The organism is Cytobacillus sp. GQ23 (assembly GCF_059758675.1).
The window spans coordinates 1-16,991 of record NZ_JCAXER010000014.1 but is presented as its reverse complement, the minus strand read 5'-3'; the positions used below and the strand labels follow the sequence as shown (position 1 = coordinate 16,991).

Sequence of the window (16,991 nt, the reverse complement as noted above, 5' to 3'; positions counted from 1 at the left end):
TGGTTCACTCATGTTGTTAAATGTAATCCGGGGTGGCAGGTAAGGGACAGGACAGCTGAGCCTCCTCAGGCTAAGCCGAGGAGGCTCACATTACTTCCCGCGGGTTGGCTGCAAATCAACGGGCATAATTCAAAACAAAAAACAGCAAGCTTTGAAAAAAATTTCAAAAAAAATAAAACAGGGTGATTCTAAATGAAACAACCGTGGTGGAAAAAAGCAGTAGTCTATCAAATTTATCCGAAAAGCTTTAACGACACGACAGGAAATGGAGTTGGAGACATTCCTGGAATCATTGCCAAACTGGATTACTTAAAAGAATTAGGTGTGGATGTTGTCTGGCTGACACCGATCTATAAATCTCCACAGCGTGATAACGGGTATGACATCAGCGATTATTTCAGCATCCATGAAGAATATGGAACAATGGCAGACTTTGATAAGCTTCTTGAAGAAGCCCATAATCGTGACATAAAAATCATTATGGATATTGTTGTTAACCATACTTCCACTGAACATGAATGGTTCCAGGAAGCAAAAAAAGCAAAAAACAATCCATACCGGGATTTTTATATCTGGAAAGATCCTAAGGAGGATGGAAGCGAGCCGACAAACTGGGAATCCAAATTCGGCGGAAATGCATGGCAATATGATGAAGCAACTGGCCAATACTATCTTCACCTTTTTGATGTTACACAGGCAGATCTCAATTGGGAAAATGAAGACCTGCGCCGTAAAGTGTATGACATGATGGAATTTTGGTTTAAAAAAGGTGTAGATGGATTTAGACTTGATGTAATCAATCTAATTTCTAAAGATCAGGATTTTCCTGATGATGACGGTTCAGTCCCTCCGGGTGATGGCAGGAAGTTCTATACTGACGGCCCCCGTGTTCACGAATTCATGCACGAAATGAATGAAAAAGTATTCTCAAAGTACGGCAGTATGACGGTCGGGGAAATGTCATCCACTACAATTGATCATTGTATAAAATATTCAAACCCCGAGCGGGAAGAATTAAGCATGACGTTCAATTTCCATCATTTAAAAGTGGACTACCCCAATGGGGAGAAATGGGCACTCGCAGAATTTGATTTTAAGGCCTTAAAGCAGATATTATCGAAATGGCAAACAGAAATGCACAAGGGCGGAGGCTGGAATGCCTTGTTTTGGTGCAATCATGACCAGCCTCGGATTGTATCAAGATATGGTGATGACAAAGAATATCATCGGGAATCTGCAAAAATGCTGGCGACAGCCATTCATATGATGCAGGGGACTCCATATATTTACCAGGGTGAAGAGTTTGGCATGACGAACCCGGGCTTTGAGAGCATTGAGGACTACAGAGATGTGGAATCACTGAACGTTTATTCTATCCTTAAGGAAAAGGGAATGGATGAGGAAGAAATTATTAATATTCTCAAAAGCAAATCGCGCGATAACTCCCGGACGCCGGTTCAGTGGGATAGCTCTGAAAATGCCGGCTTCACCGATGGAACGCCTTGGATTCATGTTGCTTCCAATTACAGGGAAATCAACGCCGAAAAAGCCTTGAAGGACGAGAATTCTGTATTTTATCATTATAAAAAGCTGATTCAGCTTCGCAAGCAGTACGATATTATCACCTATGGCGACTATGAACTGATTTCAGAAGATCATCCTGATGTATTTGCTTATGTTCGAAATGGTGATAATGAAAAGCTGTTGGTCGTAAATAATTTTTATGGGAAAGAAACATCATTTCCCCTTCCTGAACATATTCACGCAAATGAATTTAAAGGAGAAATCTTACTGACCAACTACAAGCAGTCACCTTCAGCTGCTGAGACCATCCAGTTAAGGCCATACGAATCCGTTATCTATTACTTAAAGAAATAAAAGAAATCCTCCCGCTGAAGGGAGGATTTTTCATTTTCTTAGTTTTTTTAAAACAGCATTCCAGCTATTGAGGCACTTAACAAAGATGCTAAAGCGCCTGCAGCGACTGCCTTTAAGCCAAGACGTGCAATGTCCTGCCTGCGGTTTGGGGCTAAACCGCCAAGCCCTCCCAGAAGGATGCCTAATGAAGAGATATTGGCAAATCCGCAAAGGGCGAAGCTAATGATCGCCACTGTTTTATCAGATAAGGTTGGGATATCCGGCGCAAAAGCAGAATAAGCAACAAATTCATTCAAAATCAGCTTCTGGCCAATATAATTTCCTGCCTGTACGGCTTCCGACCATGGAACTCCTATAGCGAACGCGAGAGGTGAGAAAACATATCCAAGAATGATTTCGAGCGTTAAGCCTTCTAATCCAAATAATCCTCCAACCCATCCAAGTAGTCCGTTAATCAAAGCAACCAATGCAATAAAGGCCAGCAGCATGGCTCCGATATTTAAAGCGAGCTCCAATCCGACACTAGCTCCTTTTGCAGCAGCATCAATGACGTTAGCAGAATCGCTATCCACTTCCATATCAAATTCTTTAGGCTCTTCTTTTTCTTCGGTTTCAGGAATCATTACTTTGGCAAGGATCAGCCCAGCCGGTGCAGCCATGAAGCTTGCGGCCAGAAGATATTCGAGAGGCACTCCCAATAAGGAATAGCCAATCAAAACAGATCCTGCCACAGAAGCCAGGCCTCCAGTCATGACCGCAAATAACTCTGATTTTGTCATATTGGCGATATATGGGCGGACCACAAGTGGTGCCTCCGTTTGACCCACGAATATATTGGCTGCTGCCGACATCGATTCAGCTTTTCTGGTTCCGAGAAGCTTTGCAAGCCCCCCGCCGAGAATTTTAATAAAAAACTGCATAATCCTTAAGTAATAAAGGACAGAAATCAGTGATGAAAAAAAGATTACAACAGGCAAAACCTGAAGTGCGAAAACGAAAGTAATGCCCGATTCATCTGTAAACAAGCCGCCAAATAGAAAATTTATCCCCTGATTGGCGTAATTGATTATATCGTTTACCTTCATTGTGAGCCATTCTAATGCCTTTCTGCCGCCTTCCCACTTGAGAACGAGAAAGGCGAAAATCAGCTGAATGGCAAGACCTCCCGCTACTGTTCTTAAACTTATTGCCCTTCTATTGCTTGAAAGCAGGAAAGCAATTCCTAAAACAACAATAATACCGAAAATCCCCCAAATAAAGTTCATGTTAACACCTCTTCACTATGTAGTAGTTTCCCCCGGCCAAATCAGCGGGGAAAGTTCTGGCCAGTAATCCTATTCCCTTATGAAACTGCTTGTAAAGCTCAATACTTGTATTATGTGCAAAAGGAATAAATTCATGAAACCAGTATGCATGAAGAAAATAATGGGAATAAACGGAAAAAGATGAGCGCTGAGCTCATCTTTTAGCATTTTTTTCAATATATTCGAATAAAAATGACTGGCCGTTCCTGTAAAAACGGGGATCGTAGAGTCCGAGCCTTTCATCATCATCAACAAGTACAACAAATGGGGACCATTCATAAAGGGTTTTAGCTTCAGGAGCTTGTGAAAACAACTTGTCCAAATCAGCAGTTTCTTTCGATTTAAGCACATACCGGGTTTTCTTTTCGGTAAAAAGAGCATCTTTAAATATGGTCACTTCGTCATCTTTTTTTGTAATAACAGAGTAAGTCCATGGTATAAATTCTGCCGATAGAGCAACCTGCTCATAGTGAACATCATACTGCTTATAAATCAGGTATCCCTGTGTGCTTTGGATTACCACGTGCAGCAGCATAAAAGCCCATGCCATTTTAAAATAATAGGGTGATTTTGATTTATTCCTCTTTGTAAAGAAAAAGGCCGCTCCTATTATAATCCAAAACACTAAATCAACAATTGGAATCGTTCCAAAAGTTACCCTCATAGATGAAAATGGCTCTAAATAACCCGTTCCCCATGCATTGAATAAATCACTTGTATTATGTATGAAAACGGCAAGCCATCCCAGCAGAAAAAGCTTCTTATCCTTGACTCTGAAAAGCAGATAAGACAGCAGCAGAAACAGTATAGCCCACAGTGGAGTCAGGAAAACGGAATGGGTAATCCCTCTGTGCCACATTTGATAAAGTCCTTCTGTATCCCATAAGCGCGAAATGACATCAATATCCGGAATTTGGCTTGCCCCAACAGTGGTAAGCAAATACGCTCTTCTAGAGTTTTTATCCATCTTCCGCTTATCAACTGCACCATAAAGACTCAAGCCGAATAGAGTATGAGTAATTGTGTCCATGTTTTCACCTCTTTTTTACATTTAGTTTCCCTATTATAAGCCTCAAAAAGAGTAATAAAAAGAAATATGCAATCTTAAATGCGTTGCAAACTTTACATGAGAGAGATAAAATTGAAGGTATTGCAATAATTAAGTGACACATTGATTGCTAGATCAACAAATTTTCATATAAGTAAGTGAGGAACGACTATGTCCAAAAATTTTAAAGAAGAAGTTTTATCCCGCCGAACGTTTGCGATCATTTCCCACCCGGATGCCGGTAAAACCACGCTGACCGAAAAGCTCCTATTATTCGGGGGTGCCATTCGTGATGCAGGAACAGTTAAAGGGAAGAAGACAGGCAAATATGCGACTAGCGACTGGATGGAAATTGAAAAGCAGCGTGGTATCTCTGTTACCTCCAGTGTGATGCAGTTTGAATATGAGGGTGCACGCGTTAATATTCTTGATACGCCTGGTCACCAGGATTTCAGTGAAGATACGTACCGCACACTGACTGCCGTTGACAGTGCTGTTATGATCATCGACTCAGCAAAAGGTATTGAGGAGCAGACACTCAAATTATTCAAAGTCTGCCGAATGAGAGGAATTCCGATTTTTACTTTTATGAATAAGCTTGACCGCCAGGGGAAAGCACCTCTTGAGCTCCTAGCTGAATTAGAAGAAGTTATGGGAATTGAATCTTACCCAATGAACTGGCCAATTGGAATGGGGAAAGAATTCCTTGGAATCTATGACAGGTTTAATAATCGAATCGAGCAGTTCAGAGTAGAGGACGATGAGCGCTTTCTTCCCTTAAATCAGGACGGAGAAATAGAGGGAAGCCATTCGATTAAGGATACTGGGCTATATGATCAGACGCTTGAAGAGATTATGCTCTTAAATGAAGCAGGCAATGAGTTTTCAAGAGAGAAAATCGCAAATGGAGAACTGACCCCAGTGTTTTTCGGGAGTGCACTGACAAACTTTGGTGTACAGACTTTTCTTGAGTCTTATTTGCAATTTGCACCTCCGCCGCAGCCGAGAAATTCGACTGCAGGGGAAATTGATCCGCTATCAGAGGAATTTTCCGGATTTATATTTAAAATTCAGGCAAATATGAATCCTGCACATCGCGACCGGATAGCATTCTTAAGAATTTGTTCCGGCCAATTTGAGCGGGGCATGGCCGTGAATATTCCAAGAATCGGGAAGTCCATTAAGCTTGCGCAGTCCACTCAATTCATGGCTGATGACCGGAGTACAGTTGATTCGGCAGTAAGCGGGGATATCATCGGGATTTATGATCCGGGAACATACCAAATAGGCGATACATTAACAGTTGGCAAAAATAATTTTCAATATGAGCGTCTTCCTCAGTTTACACCTGAACTCTTTGTTAAAGTAACAGCTAAAAATGTCATGAAGCAAAAACATTTTCATAAGGGCATTCAGCAGCTGGTTCAGGAAGGAGCCATCCAGCTATTTAAGACTGTCAAAATGGAAGAATATCTCCTGGGTGCAGTGGGCCAGCTTCAGTTTGAAGTTTTTGAGCACCGAATGAAAAATGAATATAACACAGAAGTCTATATGGAAAGACAAGGCTCTAAGATTGCACGCTGGGTAGAAGGCGATGAGGTCAACGAAAACCTTTCCAGCGGAAGAAGTCTCCTGGTTAAAGACCGTTATGGCAAAAACGTTTTCTTATTTGAAAATGACTTTGCACTAAGATGGTTCCAGGAAAAAAATCCGGATGTAAATCTATATAACCCGATGGATTCGGAATAAAAATGGCGGCCCTTTAAGGGCCGTTTTAGCTATACATATATTCCTTACTCAATCCTATTGACATATTTATTAATAGATAATATAGTATTAACACATGCACTTTAACGCTAAAAAGCGTTTAAGTTTAAAAGCAGAAAGTGTAATCTCAACTGAAGAACTTGTCCGCAGCAAAAGTAGAGTAATTGCCGGCAGCAAACAGAAACTGGATGGCTGATGAAAATCCAGGCAGCAATGGTCGAAATACAACTGCAACCAAAATGGACAATATATTTTTAAGTGGGTAAGCAGCAATTGCTTATCAATTAGGGTGGTACCGCGGAGCTCCTTCGTCCCTATAGGCGAGAGGGCTCTTTTTGTTTGTATTAAATTACAGGCAACTTTAGGAGGAAAACGTTATGCATCAAGATAAGGCAGTATTAAATATAAAGCCCTTGGAGGCACTTATTGTCACTTTCATAATTTTAGGCGGAATCAGCTATTCAATTATTTTTGCCGGGGCAGTTCCCCATATTCCTGTTGTTTTCGCGATAATGGGATTAATAGCCTACGGTTTATTAAGAAAAGTATCTATAGCAGAGCTGGAAAAGGGGCTTATTGAAGGTGCTCAGTCCGGATTAGGAGCAATTTTTATCTTCTTTTTAATCGGGATGCTGATAAGCAGCTGGATGGCGAGCGGCACGATTCCTACATTTATCTACATGGCTCTGGAAGCTGTCAATGGAAAGTTCTTTTATGCCATTGTATTTATGGTAACATCTGTGATCGGAATGAGCATAGGAAGCTCACTTACAACAGCTGCAACATTGGGAGTGGCCTTTATGGGAGTCAGTTCCGCATTGGGCCTCTCGGATGCAATTACGGCTGGTGCAGTTATTTCAGGTGCATTTTTTGGTGATAAAATGTCGCCCCTATCCGACACAACCAACCTGGCATCATCGACAGTTAAGGTGGATTTATTTGAGCATATCAAGACGATGGCCTGGACAACCATTCCTTCGTTTATCATTTCACTGGCAATCTTTGCTTTTCTATCACCATCGGAAGCAGCGTCTGATTTCTCAAAGATTGCCCAATTGAAAAAAGTTTTACTGGATGAGGGATTAGTACATTGGTACTCCCTAATTCCCTTTGTGATTTTGGCTATATTGGCCCTGAAAAAAGTATCAGCTTTTATTACGCTGTCTGCTGGCATTATATCCGCATTAATTTTAGCTGTTATCGTCCAAAGCAGCTTTGGCATTGAAAAAGTTATGACATTGCTGTTTTCGGGATATGCTTCGACAAGCGGTTCAGAGGAAGTTGACGCCCTTTTATCAAGAGGCGGCATGGAAAGCATGATGTTTTCTATTTCTCTGGTTTTGCTCGCGCTTTCTATGGGCGGTTTATTCTTTAAGCTTGGCATACTTCCAGCTCTGCTTGAAGGAATCAAACGGTTTTTGAATCGGGTGTCAACTCTAGTAGCGGCAGCAGCAGGAACAGCAGTCGGAATTAATTTCCTGCTAGGCGAGCAGTACCTTTCAATTCTTTTAACAGGAAATACCTTCAGGGAGCCCTTTGAAAAAGCCGGGCTTCATCCAAAGAATCTTTCCAGAATTCTTGAAGATGCAGGCACTGTTGTAAATCCATTAGTTCCTTGGAGTGTCTGCGGAGTATTTTTATCAGGAGTATTAGGTGTAGAAACAACAGCTTACCTTCCATTTGCCTTATTCTGTCTGCTCAGTCCTGTAATCACCTTAATCTATGGATTTACTGGCTTTAAGATTGAAAAATTACAAAGAAAAGCAGCTGATTAGGCTGCTCAGGCTGTCGAGAAACTCTCGGCAGCTTTTTTTATCATTAACCTCATCAATTCACCGCGGTAATTTATTATGATGAAGCGTTTTTTTTCTGGAGATAGAAATTCTGCAAATTGATTACTCATACAGCACACTGATTGCTTGCATCGCTGTACCTGCTTTAATATAGTTAGAATGTGTTATTCTACCAAATGCATAGGTCAGTTATCCATACAGTCATTGAAAGGAGCAGAAAAGTGTGCGAATAAGCGATTTTTCAATCAAAAGGCCAATTTTTACATTGGTTACCATGTTCTTAGTGCTTATTTTAGGGGTTGTCTCCCTCTTAAATATTCCATTAAAACTCATTCCAGACCTTAACCCTCCTGTAGGAGTTGTAGTAACTTCCTACCCTGGAGCAAGTCCCGATGAAGTGGTGGAAAAAGTAACTAAGCCGCTTGAGGAAAATCTGGCAACATTGCCGGGGATTAAAACATTGACCTCTACCTCGCAGGAAAGCGCAAACTTCATTTTAATGCAATTTTCATGGACTACAAATATTGATGAAATACAAAGTGAAGTAATTCAAAGACTGGATCAGACACAGCTTCCTGATGAAGCTGATAAACCGCGATTTATGAAATTTGATCCTGCCCAGTTTCCGATAATTCAATTATCCCTTAGTGGAGAAGAGGAACCTGAAGCATTAAGAAAGCTTGCAGACGAACTGAATCTCGAGCTGGCTAAAATTGAGGGAGTAGCAAGTGTTAACCTCTCCGGAACGGCCATTAAGGAAGTAAGAGTGGAGCTTGACCAGGATAAACTGAGGGACTTCAAATTAAGCCAGGCGGATGTAGTGGATGTAATTGAATCCAATAATATTTCCATGCCGGGTGATCCGGTTTTGACTGAGGGAAAAGAGCTGACAACCAGAATTATCAGTTCCATTGATTCTCTTGACACTCTGAAAAAGCTAACAGTAACAGTTGACCCCGCATCAGGAAATAAAGTAAGCCTTGACGACATCTCGGAGGTTCAGCTGACCAGCCAGGATGATCGCACTATTACACGCACAAACCAGGCTCCATCTGTCCTGCTTAGTGTTCTGCAGCAGTCAGATGCTAATACAGCAGAGGTTTCAGATCAATTTATAAAACAATTGGATACTCTTCTTGAAAAGGAACAGTTTAAAAATATTGAATCAGAAATACTTTTTGACCAGGGAGATTACATAAATCTTGCAATAGGGAATATCTCCAATTCATTGATTCTCGGCGGTATTTTTGCCATGATTGTCCTGTTTTTCTTCTTGAAAAATGTTAAAAGTCCGCTCATCATTGGCATCTCTATTCCTTATTCAGTTATTTTTACATTTGTTTTAATGTATTTTTCCGATTTCACCTTAAACATTATGACTCTCGGAGGATTGGCACTTGGAATAGGAATGCTTGTGGATAATTCCATTGTTGTTATAGAGAATATTTACCGCCATTTATCAATGGGAAAAGATCCTAAAACGGCTGCAAGTGAAGGGGCAAAAGAAGTAGGAGGTGCAATTACTGCCTCCACACTTACGACAGTTGCAGTATTCCTTCCCGTAGTATTTATAACTGGCATCATTGGTGAATTGTTTAAGGAGTTTGCTCTGACCATTTCCTTTAGCTTATTTGCATCTCTGGCTGTTGCCCTGACAGTTGTCCCGATGCTTGCGGGCAGGCTGCTGAAGGCTCCAAAAACCAACATGGAAGCAAGAAGGCAGGAAACAGGCTCAATGCGTTCACTTGAAAAATCAATTAAGTGGGCTTTGCGGAATCGTGCAGCGGTCATAGCTATTACCATGCTGTTGCTGGCAGCGGGGAGCTATGGAATGACCACGGTAGGCACACAATTTCTCCCAAATGCAGATGAAGGCTTCTTTACGGTAAGAGTTGAGCTTGAGAACGGTACTGCACTTTCAGAAACAGAAAAGGTTATCTCGGCTTTAGAGGAAGAATTAAAGAATGAAGAGGATATTGATACATTTGTCAGCCTCATCGGAACTACACAGGAAGGATCCTTTCGTGGTTCGAAAAATGCCAATATCGCAGAAGTGTATATCAAGATGAAGGAGCTGGACAAGAGGGAAAGGTCTACGTTTGAATTTGCAGATGATGTAAAAAAAGATCTGGAAAGTGCTGCATCAAAGGTAAATACAACTGCAGAACTCTCGTTTAATACCCAATCAACAGCAGGTACATCGCCTAATACACTGGCCTTCAGTGTGAGGGATACAGATCCAAACCGTTTAAAGGAAAATGTAGATAAAATTTATAATGCACTGAAAAACCTTGATGATGTAACCGAATTGTCGACTGATCTTATGGATACCATTGAAGAGATTCAAATTACTGTGGATCGTGATAAGGCTCTTGAGCAGGGGCTGGCTCCAGCCCAAGTGGCAATGGCAGTAAATGATGTTACCCGGGGCAATCGTGCTACACAAATGATAGATGAAGAATCCAATATATACGGCGTTTTTGTAGAGTACGATCGGGAAGTCACACAGGATATAGAGAATTTGAAGAAATTGCTTATTAAAAAGCCTGATGGCAATTACGCTGCTCTAAGTGATGTAACCAATATAGAGCGGGGAGAAGGACCGGTAAATATACAGCGCATTAATCAGCAGGATGCTGTCCAATTTACATTAAAGTACAAGTCTTCTACAAACATGGGTGCCATATCAAAAGAAGTGGATAAAGAAATTGCTGATCTGGACTTGCCGGACGAAACAGAGGTTGTTTTCAGCGGTGACCGGGAATTACTGGAATCATCAATTGATGATCTGATTCTCGCATTTGTACTGGCAATCGTATTTATCTATCTTGTCATGGCAGCTCAATTTGAATCGCTGAAGTATCCGTTAGTTATCATGGTTACTGTGCCGCTCATGGTGATAGGGGTGGCAATTGCTCTTACTATAACCCAAACACCGATCAGTTTAACAGCCATAATCGGGATAATTGTGCTTGCAGGAATTGTCGTTAATAATGCAATAGTTATTGTTGATTATATTAACCAAAAGAAAGAACAGGGTCTTAAAAGCTATGATGCCATAATTATTTCAGTTAAGGACCGTGCAAGGCCAATATTTATGACAGCCTTAACTACTATACTTGGACTGGTGCCTCTGGCTCTTGGTATTGGTGAAGGAACAGAAATTAACCAGCCGATGGGAATTACGCTGATTGGCGGGCTGATTAGCAGTACGTTTTTGACGCTATTTGTGATACCTGTTGTATATAGCTTTTTTGACAGGGATACACGGCGTTTAAATAAAATGTATGCCACACCGGATGGCCACTTAGTGCCTGCTTACCTGCTAGAAGAAAGAGTGGACAGAAACTGGAATAACGATAATGATGATGACAATAATCAGCTTCAATCCTCAGATGCTAAATCATACAGCAGAGAGGATCTGGCAGCTATTCTGGAGGACTTATTAAAAATTGTAAAAAGAGATGGCGAAGAAAAGAACACAGAAAAACGGAATGATAATTCCTAAAACCTTATGAAGGCTCCTTCCGATGAAGGAGTCCTTTTTCACTCCTATGAATGTGTATTAGGAAAAAAGCTGGAAAATTAATTGATAATTGGCCAATATTCGGAGCACAATAAAGTTATCGACTTGTAGCTGGTGGTAATGAAATGAAAAAACTCAGTAAACTAGAAGCAGTTTTTTGGAGTATTGCATTGCCAGGTTTTAGCCAATTATTGGTGGGGCAGCTGTGGAAGGGGACATTGTTTGTTGTCCTTGAATTTATCATTAATGTATACAGCCATTTTAATTCGGCTATCATGTTTAGTTTCATGGGAGAAATTGATAAAGCTGTTCATGTCCTTAATTATCAGTGGCTCATGTTTTATCCTTGTCTTTATATGTTTGCAATGTGGGATGCATACCGCAGTGCAATGCCGGAAAAGGAAGAATTATCATTCCTTCCTTTTGTATTCAGTGCCTATTTTGTCACTGTAGGACTTATGTACTCAACTAGGCTGAAATTGTTTGGGGTTTTTTTTGGTCCGGTCTTTCTTCCCATGCTCTTTGTTATTCCTGGTGTTGCAACTGGCCTGTTGGTCAGGTGGCTGATCCTAAAATTAAGAAAGCGGGCTGTTAGTACTTAAGTTAATTTAATGAAAAAGCTTTGACACACTGGTGCTTTAGTGATGTTAAGGCTTTTTTTTATATTTTCCTCCATTACCCCCACAAACCTGCTTCATGAATCCGTACAGTTGTAATGAACAAGCGGCCGCTATAACTTAAATCATGAGGTGAAATCTTATAGAGAATTAAAGCTTTTACAATACTTTTACAATAGCCCCTATCCATAATACGAATGGACACCGTATGATATAATGTTTTTTGAAAAGAGGTGGGGCTATTGCTGGGTTTATTGTTTATGCCGAAAAAGCGAAAAAAATCGCTCGAAGAAACGGTAGAGTTAATACAGCAGGGAAATGCAGCATTAAATAATGAGCTAATAGAATCATACAAGCCATTTATTGCAAAAACCGTATCATCAGTCTGCAAAAGGTATATTCATGAATCTGATGATGAATTTAGCATAGGCCTCATAGCTTTTAATGAAGCCATTCAAAAGTACAGTCCAGATAAGGGCAGTTCACTCATCAGTTTTTCTGAAGTTCTGATTAAAAGGCGCGTTATTGATTATATTCGTAAACAATCCAAATTTCAGAATCTCAGTTTTAATGGAGTTTCTAATCCTGAAGATGATGATACGGCCGGTTCGGCAATAGAAGACGAATTGTCCATTGAAGACTACAGAAAAAAAACAGATGAACAACTGAGGAAAGAAGAAATTATCCAGTTTACGCAAATTCTTCAGGAATTCGGCCTGACATTCAGTGATCTGATCGAACAGTCCCCCAAACATGCGGATGCACGAAAAAATGCCATGACAGTTGCTAAAATTCTGGTTGAAAATGAAGAACTTAAAAGTATTCTTTTGGATAAAAAAAAGCTGCCGATTAAGCAGCTGGAGGGTTATGTATCTTTAAGCAGAAAAACAATAGAGAGAAATAGAAAATATATAATTGCCATATCATTGATATTAACTGGCGATTATGTCTTTTTAAAGGATTATATCAAAGGGGTGTTAGAAACGTGAAAACAGGTATAATCATGGAAATTAACGAACGTTTTTTAACACTATTAACCCCGGAAGGAGAATTTCTGCGTGCCCGAAAACAAAATCGTGCTTACGCAATAGGCCAGGAAATTGTATTCTTCCCAATAGAACTGAAAAACGGAATGTTGTCGCGTCTATTACCTATCCTTAGTTTATCAAGAGGAAAAGGAATAATGGCAGCAGTATTTGCGATCATGCTCGCAATTGTGTCTTTTCTGCCCTTATTACAAAAGGACGAAGTTTACGCTTATATGTCAATAGACGTTAATCCAAGCATTGAATTAGGGGTCAATCAGGAATATCAGGTAGTGAAACTTGTTCCTTACAATGAAGAAGGAAAACGGATTATACAGAATATAAAGGACTGGAAAAAGAACAGTATTCATGAAGTAGCTGACAAAATTCTTCTCCAGATAAAGGAGCAGGGCTATTTTAAGGAAAACAAGGAAGTAGTCATTGCTGCCGTTTATACAGATCAGAATAATAAAGCGGATGAGCGTATTCAGAAAGAGTTAGCAGATATAAAACTAGCTGCACAAAAAGAGCAGCTTGAAGTAACTTTATTGGAAGCAAGCAAAGAGGAAAGAGACGAAGCTATTGATAAAGGACTGTCGCCTGGTTTATATAAAGAAAATAAAATAAAGGCTGACGGTGTCAATAAGAAAATATCTGAGCCGGTGAATCAAAATAAACAGGCTGATAAACCGTCAAATTCTCCAAAAAAGTCTGCTAAAACACAACAAAGCCAAATAAAAAAAGAAGAGCTTAGTGTAGAGAAAGAGAAGGAAAAAAAGCCAGCTGTTCCAGGGCAGAGTAAGAAATCCGAAAATCAGCACAATAACAAAGTTAAGAAAAACAGCGGAAAAAACAGCCAAATGAACGAAAATGGCAGTCACAATCAAAATAAGCATGAGTATAGACAAAATAATATAGATAAGAAACATCAGAAAGATTTTAGGGGGAAAGCTCAAAATAATCAAAATCAATTTCGCCGCACGGCGCCGGATAATGAAAAAAGGGGTAAACCTGACAGAAATCATAAAGATGATAAAAAACAGTGGAATAAAAGTGGCGGAAACGGTCCTGAGGGAAAGCATCAAGAAAGGGACCAACGAAATAACCACGGCGGAAATAAACAAGGGAAACACCAGGAGAGAGGAAAACGATAAAAGAAAAGCAAAGTCCGGAGCATGCTCCGGACCTTTTCCATTTATATGAAGTTGTTATTGATTATTATGCCCGGACATTTGAGCCTGAGCTTGCTGGACAAGACGTTTAGTAATTTCTCCTCCAACAGACCCATTAGCCCGGGATACCGTATCAGAGCCTAATTGAACACCAAATTCCTGGGCAATTTCATATTTAACCTGGTCCATGTATTGTTCAATACCAGGAACTAAAAGTTTATTGCTGCTTCTTGCCATTGTATTCAACTCCTTTTAATTGGTCTTACAGAGTTACTATCCCTCTGTATTTCTAGTATGAATTAAAAAGGGGGTTTCATAAGTGGTAAAATTTCGGCATATGCAGCAGGTTTATTTTTCACTGGCAGCCTCTAACAGGATGTCTGCGATATGCACTGCTTTAATCTTATGCTGCAACCTTTCACGCTCGATCCCCAGCTTCATCTGAAGAAGACAGCCTGGATTAGAGGTTACAATCATTGCAGCATTTGCAGATTTGGCCTGAATCATTTTATGATCAAGTATTTGCATAGACATTTCAGATTCAACAATATTATAAATACCGGCAGAACCGCAGCATCTGTCTGCATCCTTCATTTCTCTGAATTCAACGCCCTCGATTGAATTCAGAAGGGTACGGGGTGCTATGGCGGTTTTCATGACATTGCGCAAATGGCATGAATCCTGATAGGTTACGATCTGTCCAGGCAGCTTAAGATAAACTTTTTTATGAAATTCAAGTTCATAAAGAATTTGGCTTATATCTTTAAGTTTTTCCGAAAACTTTACTGCTCTTTCATGCCATTCCCTGTCATCTTTAAGGAGGTGCCCGTAGTCAATAAGGAATGCCCCGCATCCGCCTGCATTTGTGATGATATAATCTGCTTCCAGTTTTTCAAAGGCTTCTATGTTCCTCTTAGCCAGATCTTTAGCTGTCTCTTTTTCGCCGCTATGACCGTGAAGAGCACCGCAGCAAGCTTGATTTCCAGGAATATGAATTTCACATCCGGCAAGCTGGAGAAGTTTTATTGTTGCATTATTTGTTTCCATGAACATCGTATCCATTAAGCACCCTGTAAAAAAGGCTACTTTCTTTACCGGCTTATCTGCTGAGAGATAGGATGGCCTGTTTTTCATTTCTTTTAATTTCGGTACTTGAGGAAGTACCTTTTCCATCGCGCTGAGATTTTCAGGAAGCCAATTCAGAATCCCAGATTTTCTGGCGGCTGCCTGCAGGCCTGAGCGCTGATAGAAACCAACAAGCCCAGCAGCTGCCCTCATTCTGTTCTGATGGGGGAAAAGGCCTTCAAAGACCAAATTGCGAACTGCTCTGACCGGCAGGGAGTGTTTCTTATTCTGATTAATGATATCCCTCGCATCTTCAAGTAAGTGTCCATACTTAACCCCAGAAGGACATACAGGCTCACATGCACGGCAGCCAAGACAAAGATCGAGTGATCTCTCTACATCTTCGTCCGGTTCAATCAAACCGTCAGCAACAGCTTTCATTAGCGCAATCCGCCCCCTTGGGGAGTGAGATTCTTTATAGCCGGATTCGACATAAGTGGGGCATGATGGGAGGCAGAAACCACAGCGCATGCAATTCAATAGCTCGTCTTCATCCATTCGCTTCGCAAATTCATCCTGAATAACTTTCTGCTCTTTTAATGTTGTCATCGTGTAACCACCACACGTTTCCTGTTGTCCTTGGCAAAAATTTTGCCTGGATTTAAAATATTATTAGGGTCTAAACTTGTTTTTACCGCTTTCATGGCATTAATTCCTGCCTGGCCAAGTTTCAGTTCAAGATAAGGCGCTTTCATGACCCCCACTCCATGTTCGCCTGTAATTGTTCCTCCCAGTTCTATCGCTTTAATAAAAATCTCTTCGAAGGCTTTTTCAACACGTTCCATTTCATTTTTATCCCTTGCATCTGCAGGGCATGTTGGATGCAGGTTGCCATCTCCGGCATGGCCAAAAGTACAGATTGAAAGATCGTACTTCTCGGAAATTTCATTGATGGCTTTTACCATATTGGCAATTTCAGATCTTGGCACTGTAGCATCTTCAAGAATGGTTGTCGGCTTTAGGCGAGCAAGAGCCGATAAGGCGGCACGTCTTGCAGTTCTTAAAGCTTCGGCTTCCTGTTCGGATTTTGCAAGCTGCACTGAAACAGCACCTTGCTCCTGACAGATTTCCGCCATTTTTTGCATATCCTTAACAACAACGTCAACCGGCCCATCCTGTTCGATAAGAAGAACAGCTTTAACATCGGTTGGCAATCCGATTTGAGCGAAGTCCTCTACTGCTTTTAGTGTAGGCTGATCTAAAAATTCCAGAGTGGCAGGAATGATTTTGCCCGCGATAATCTTTGAGACGGATTTTGCAGCTTGTTCCAGATCCTGAAAGAGAGCAAGCATTGTTTTTTTTGCTTCAGGAAGCGGGATTAATTTTAATGTGGCTTCTGTAATAATCCCTAAAGTTCCTTCAGACCCTACAAGCAGCCTGGTAAAATCATATCCTGCCACGTCTTTTGCAAGCTTGCCACCCGTTCTGATAATGTCTCCGTTTGCAAGTACAGCTTCCAGCCCCATCACATAGTCCCTTGTAACGCCATATTTCAATCCTCGGAGTCCGCCTGAATTTTCATTGATGTTTCCGCCGATTGTGCTTATTTTCATTGAACTTGGATCGGGAGGATAAAAAAGTCCTTTTGCTTCAACATGATTAATCATATCAAGTGTGATGACACCAGGCTGTACCGTAACTGTAAGGTTTTCCTGATCGATTTCAATAATTTTATTCATATGCTTAAACAGAAGTACAATTCCTCCTTCTGTAGGGCAGGTGCCTGCACATAAATT

12 protein-coding genes are annotated in these 16,991 nt (G+C 40.7%); 7 read left to right on the top strand and 5 right to left on the bottom strand.

The window, feature by feature from the left end:
• The first annotated feature begins 192 nt into the window (after positions 1–192).
• Positions 193–1,878 (top strand): alpha,alpha-phosphotrehalase, encoded by a 1,686-nt coding sequence (gene treC / locus AC6CHU_RS12950; protein WP_159869458.1) that lies wholly within the window; start codon positions 193–195, stop codon positions 1,876–1,878.
• A gap of 47 nt (positions 1,879–1,925) precedes the next feature.
• Here the strand turns inward: treC and AC6CHU_RS12945 are convergent, their stop codons facing one another.
• Complete coding sequence (locus AC6CHU_RS12945; RefSeq protein ID WP_159869455.1) at positions 1,926–3,143, bottom strand: NupC/NupG family nucleoside CNT transporter; 1,218 nt, start codon at positions 3,141–3,143, stop codon at positions 1,926–1,928.
• A gap of 193 nt (positions 3,144–3,336) precedes the next feature.
• A complete protein-coding gene (locus AC6CHU_RS12940; RefSeq protein ID WP_498121980.1) occupies positions 3,337–4,212 on the bottom strand; it encodes a metal-dependent hydrolase in 876 nt (291 codons plus the stop codon).
• Positions 4,213–4,401: 189 nt separating this feature from the next.
• Here AC6CHU_RS12940 and AC6CHU_RS12935 point away from each other — a divergent pair, with 189 nt between their 5' ends.
• The 6 genes from AC6CHU_RS12935 to AC6CHU_RS12910 all read left to right on the top strand — a co-directional run bounded on the left by AC6CHU_RS12935 (position 4,402) and on the right by AC6CHU_RS12910 (position 14,112).
• Complete coding sequence (locus AC6CHU_RS12935) at positions 4,402–5,979, top strand: peptide chain release factor 3 (RefSeq protein WP_159869449.1); 1,578 nt, start codon at positions 4,402–4,404, stop codon at positions 5,977–5,979.
• A 395-nt stretch (positions 5,980–6,374) separates the two neighbouring features.
• Positions 6,375–7,772: a Na+/H+ antiporter NhaC gene (gene nhaC / locus AC6CHU_RS12930; protein ID WP_159870336.1), complete on the top strand. Its 1,398-nt coding sequence runs from the start codon at positions 6,375–6,377 to the stop codon at positions 7,770–7,772.
• A 241-nt stretch (positions 7,773–8,013) separates the two neighbouring features.
• The gene (locus AC6CHU_RS12925) at positions 8,014–11,298 is read left to right on the top strand and encodes an efflux RND transporter permease subunit (RefSeq protein WP_498121977.1); all 3,285 of its coding nucleotides are present in this window, start codon (positions 8,014–8,016) and stop codon (positions 11,296–11,298) included.
• A gap of 143 nt (positions 11,299–11,441) precedes the next feature.
• On the top strand, positions 11,442–11,918 hold the full coding sequence (locus AC6CHU_RS12920; protein WP_251283137.1) for a hypothetical protein: 477 nt from the start codon (positions 11,442–11,444) through the stop codon (positions 11,916–11,918).
• 275 nt (positions 11,919–12,193) lie between these two features.
• Positions 12,194–12,922 carry an RNA polymerase sigma factor SigI gene (sigI, locus tag AC6CHU_RS12915; protein WP_396398227.1) on the top strand — a complete coding sequence of 243 codons (729 nt, stop codon included), beginning with the start codon at positions 12,194–12,196 and terminating at the stop codon, positions 12,920–12,922.
• A complete protein-coding gene (locus tag AC6CHU_RS12910; RefSeq protein ID WP_498121974.1) occupies positions 12,919–14,112 on the top strand; it encodes an anti-sigma factor domain-containing protein in 1,194 nt (397 codons plus the stop codon). The genes sigI and AC6CHU_RS12910 overlap by 4 nt, the downstream gene beginning before the upstream one ends.
• 54 nt (positions 14,113–14,166) lie before the next feature.
• On the opposite strand, the gene AC6CHU_RS12905 is transcribed toward AC6CHU_RS12910, so the two are convergent.
• The 3 genes from AC6CHU_RS12905 to AC6CHU_RS12895 all read right to left on the bottom strand — a co-directional run.
• Entirely contained in the window at positions 14,167–14,367 is a 201-nt protein-coding gene (locus AC6CHU_RS12905; protein WP_159870378.1) for an alpha/beta-type small acid-soluble spore protein, read from the bottom strand.
• Positions 14,368–14,478: 111 nt separating this feature from the next.
• Positions 14,479–15,804 carry a (Fe-S)-binding protein gene (locus AC6CHU_RS12900; protein ID WP_159870380.1) on the bottom strand — a complete coding sequence of 442 codons (1,326 nt, stop codon included), beginning with the start codon at positions 15,802–15,804 and terminating at the stop codon, positions 14,479–14,481.
• A partial coding sequence (locus AC6CHU_RS12895) for an FAD-linked oxidase C-terminal domain-containing protein (RefSeq protein ID WP_498121971.1) occupies positions 15,801–16,991 on the bottom strand: 1,191 nt, incomplete at its 5' end. The genes AC6CHU_RS12895 and AC6CHU_RS12900, both read right to left, overlap by 4 nt.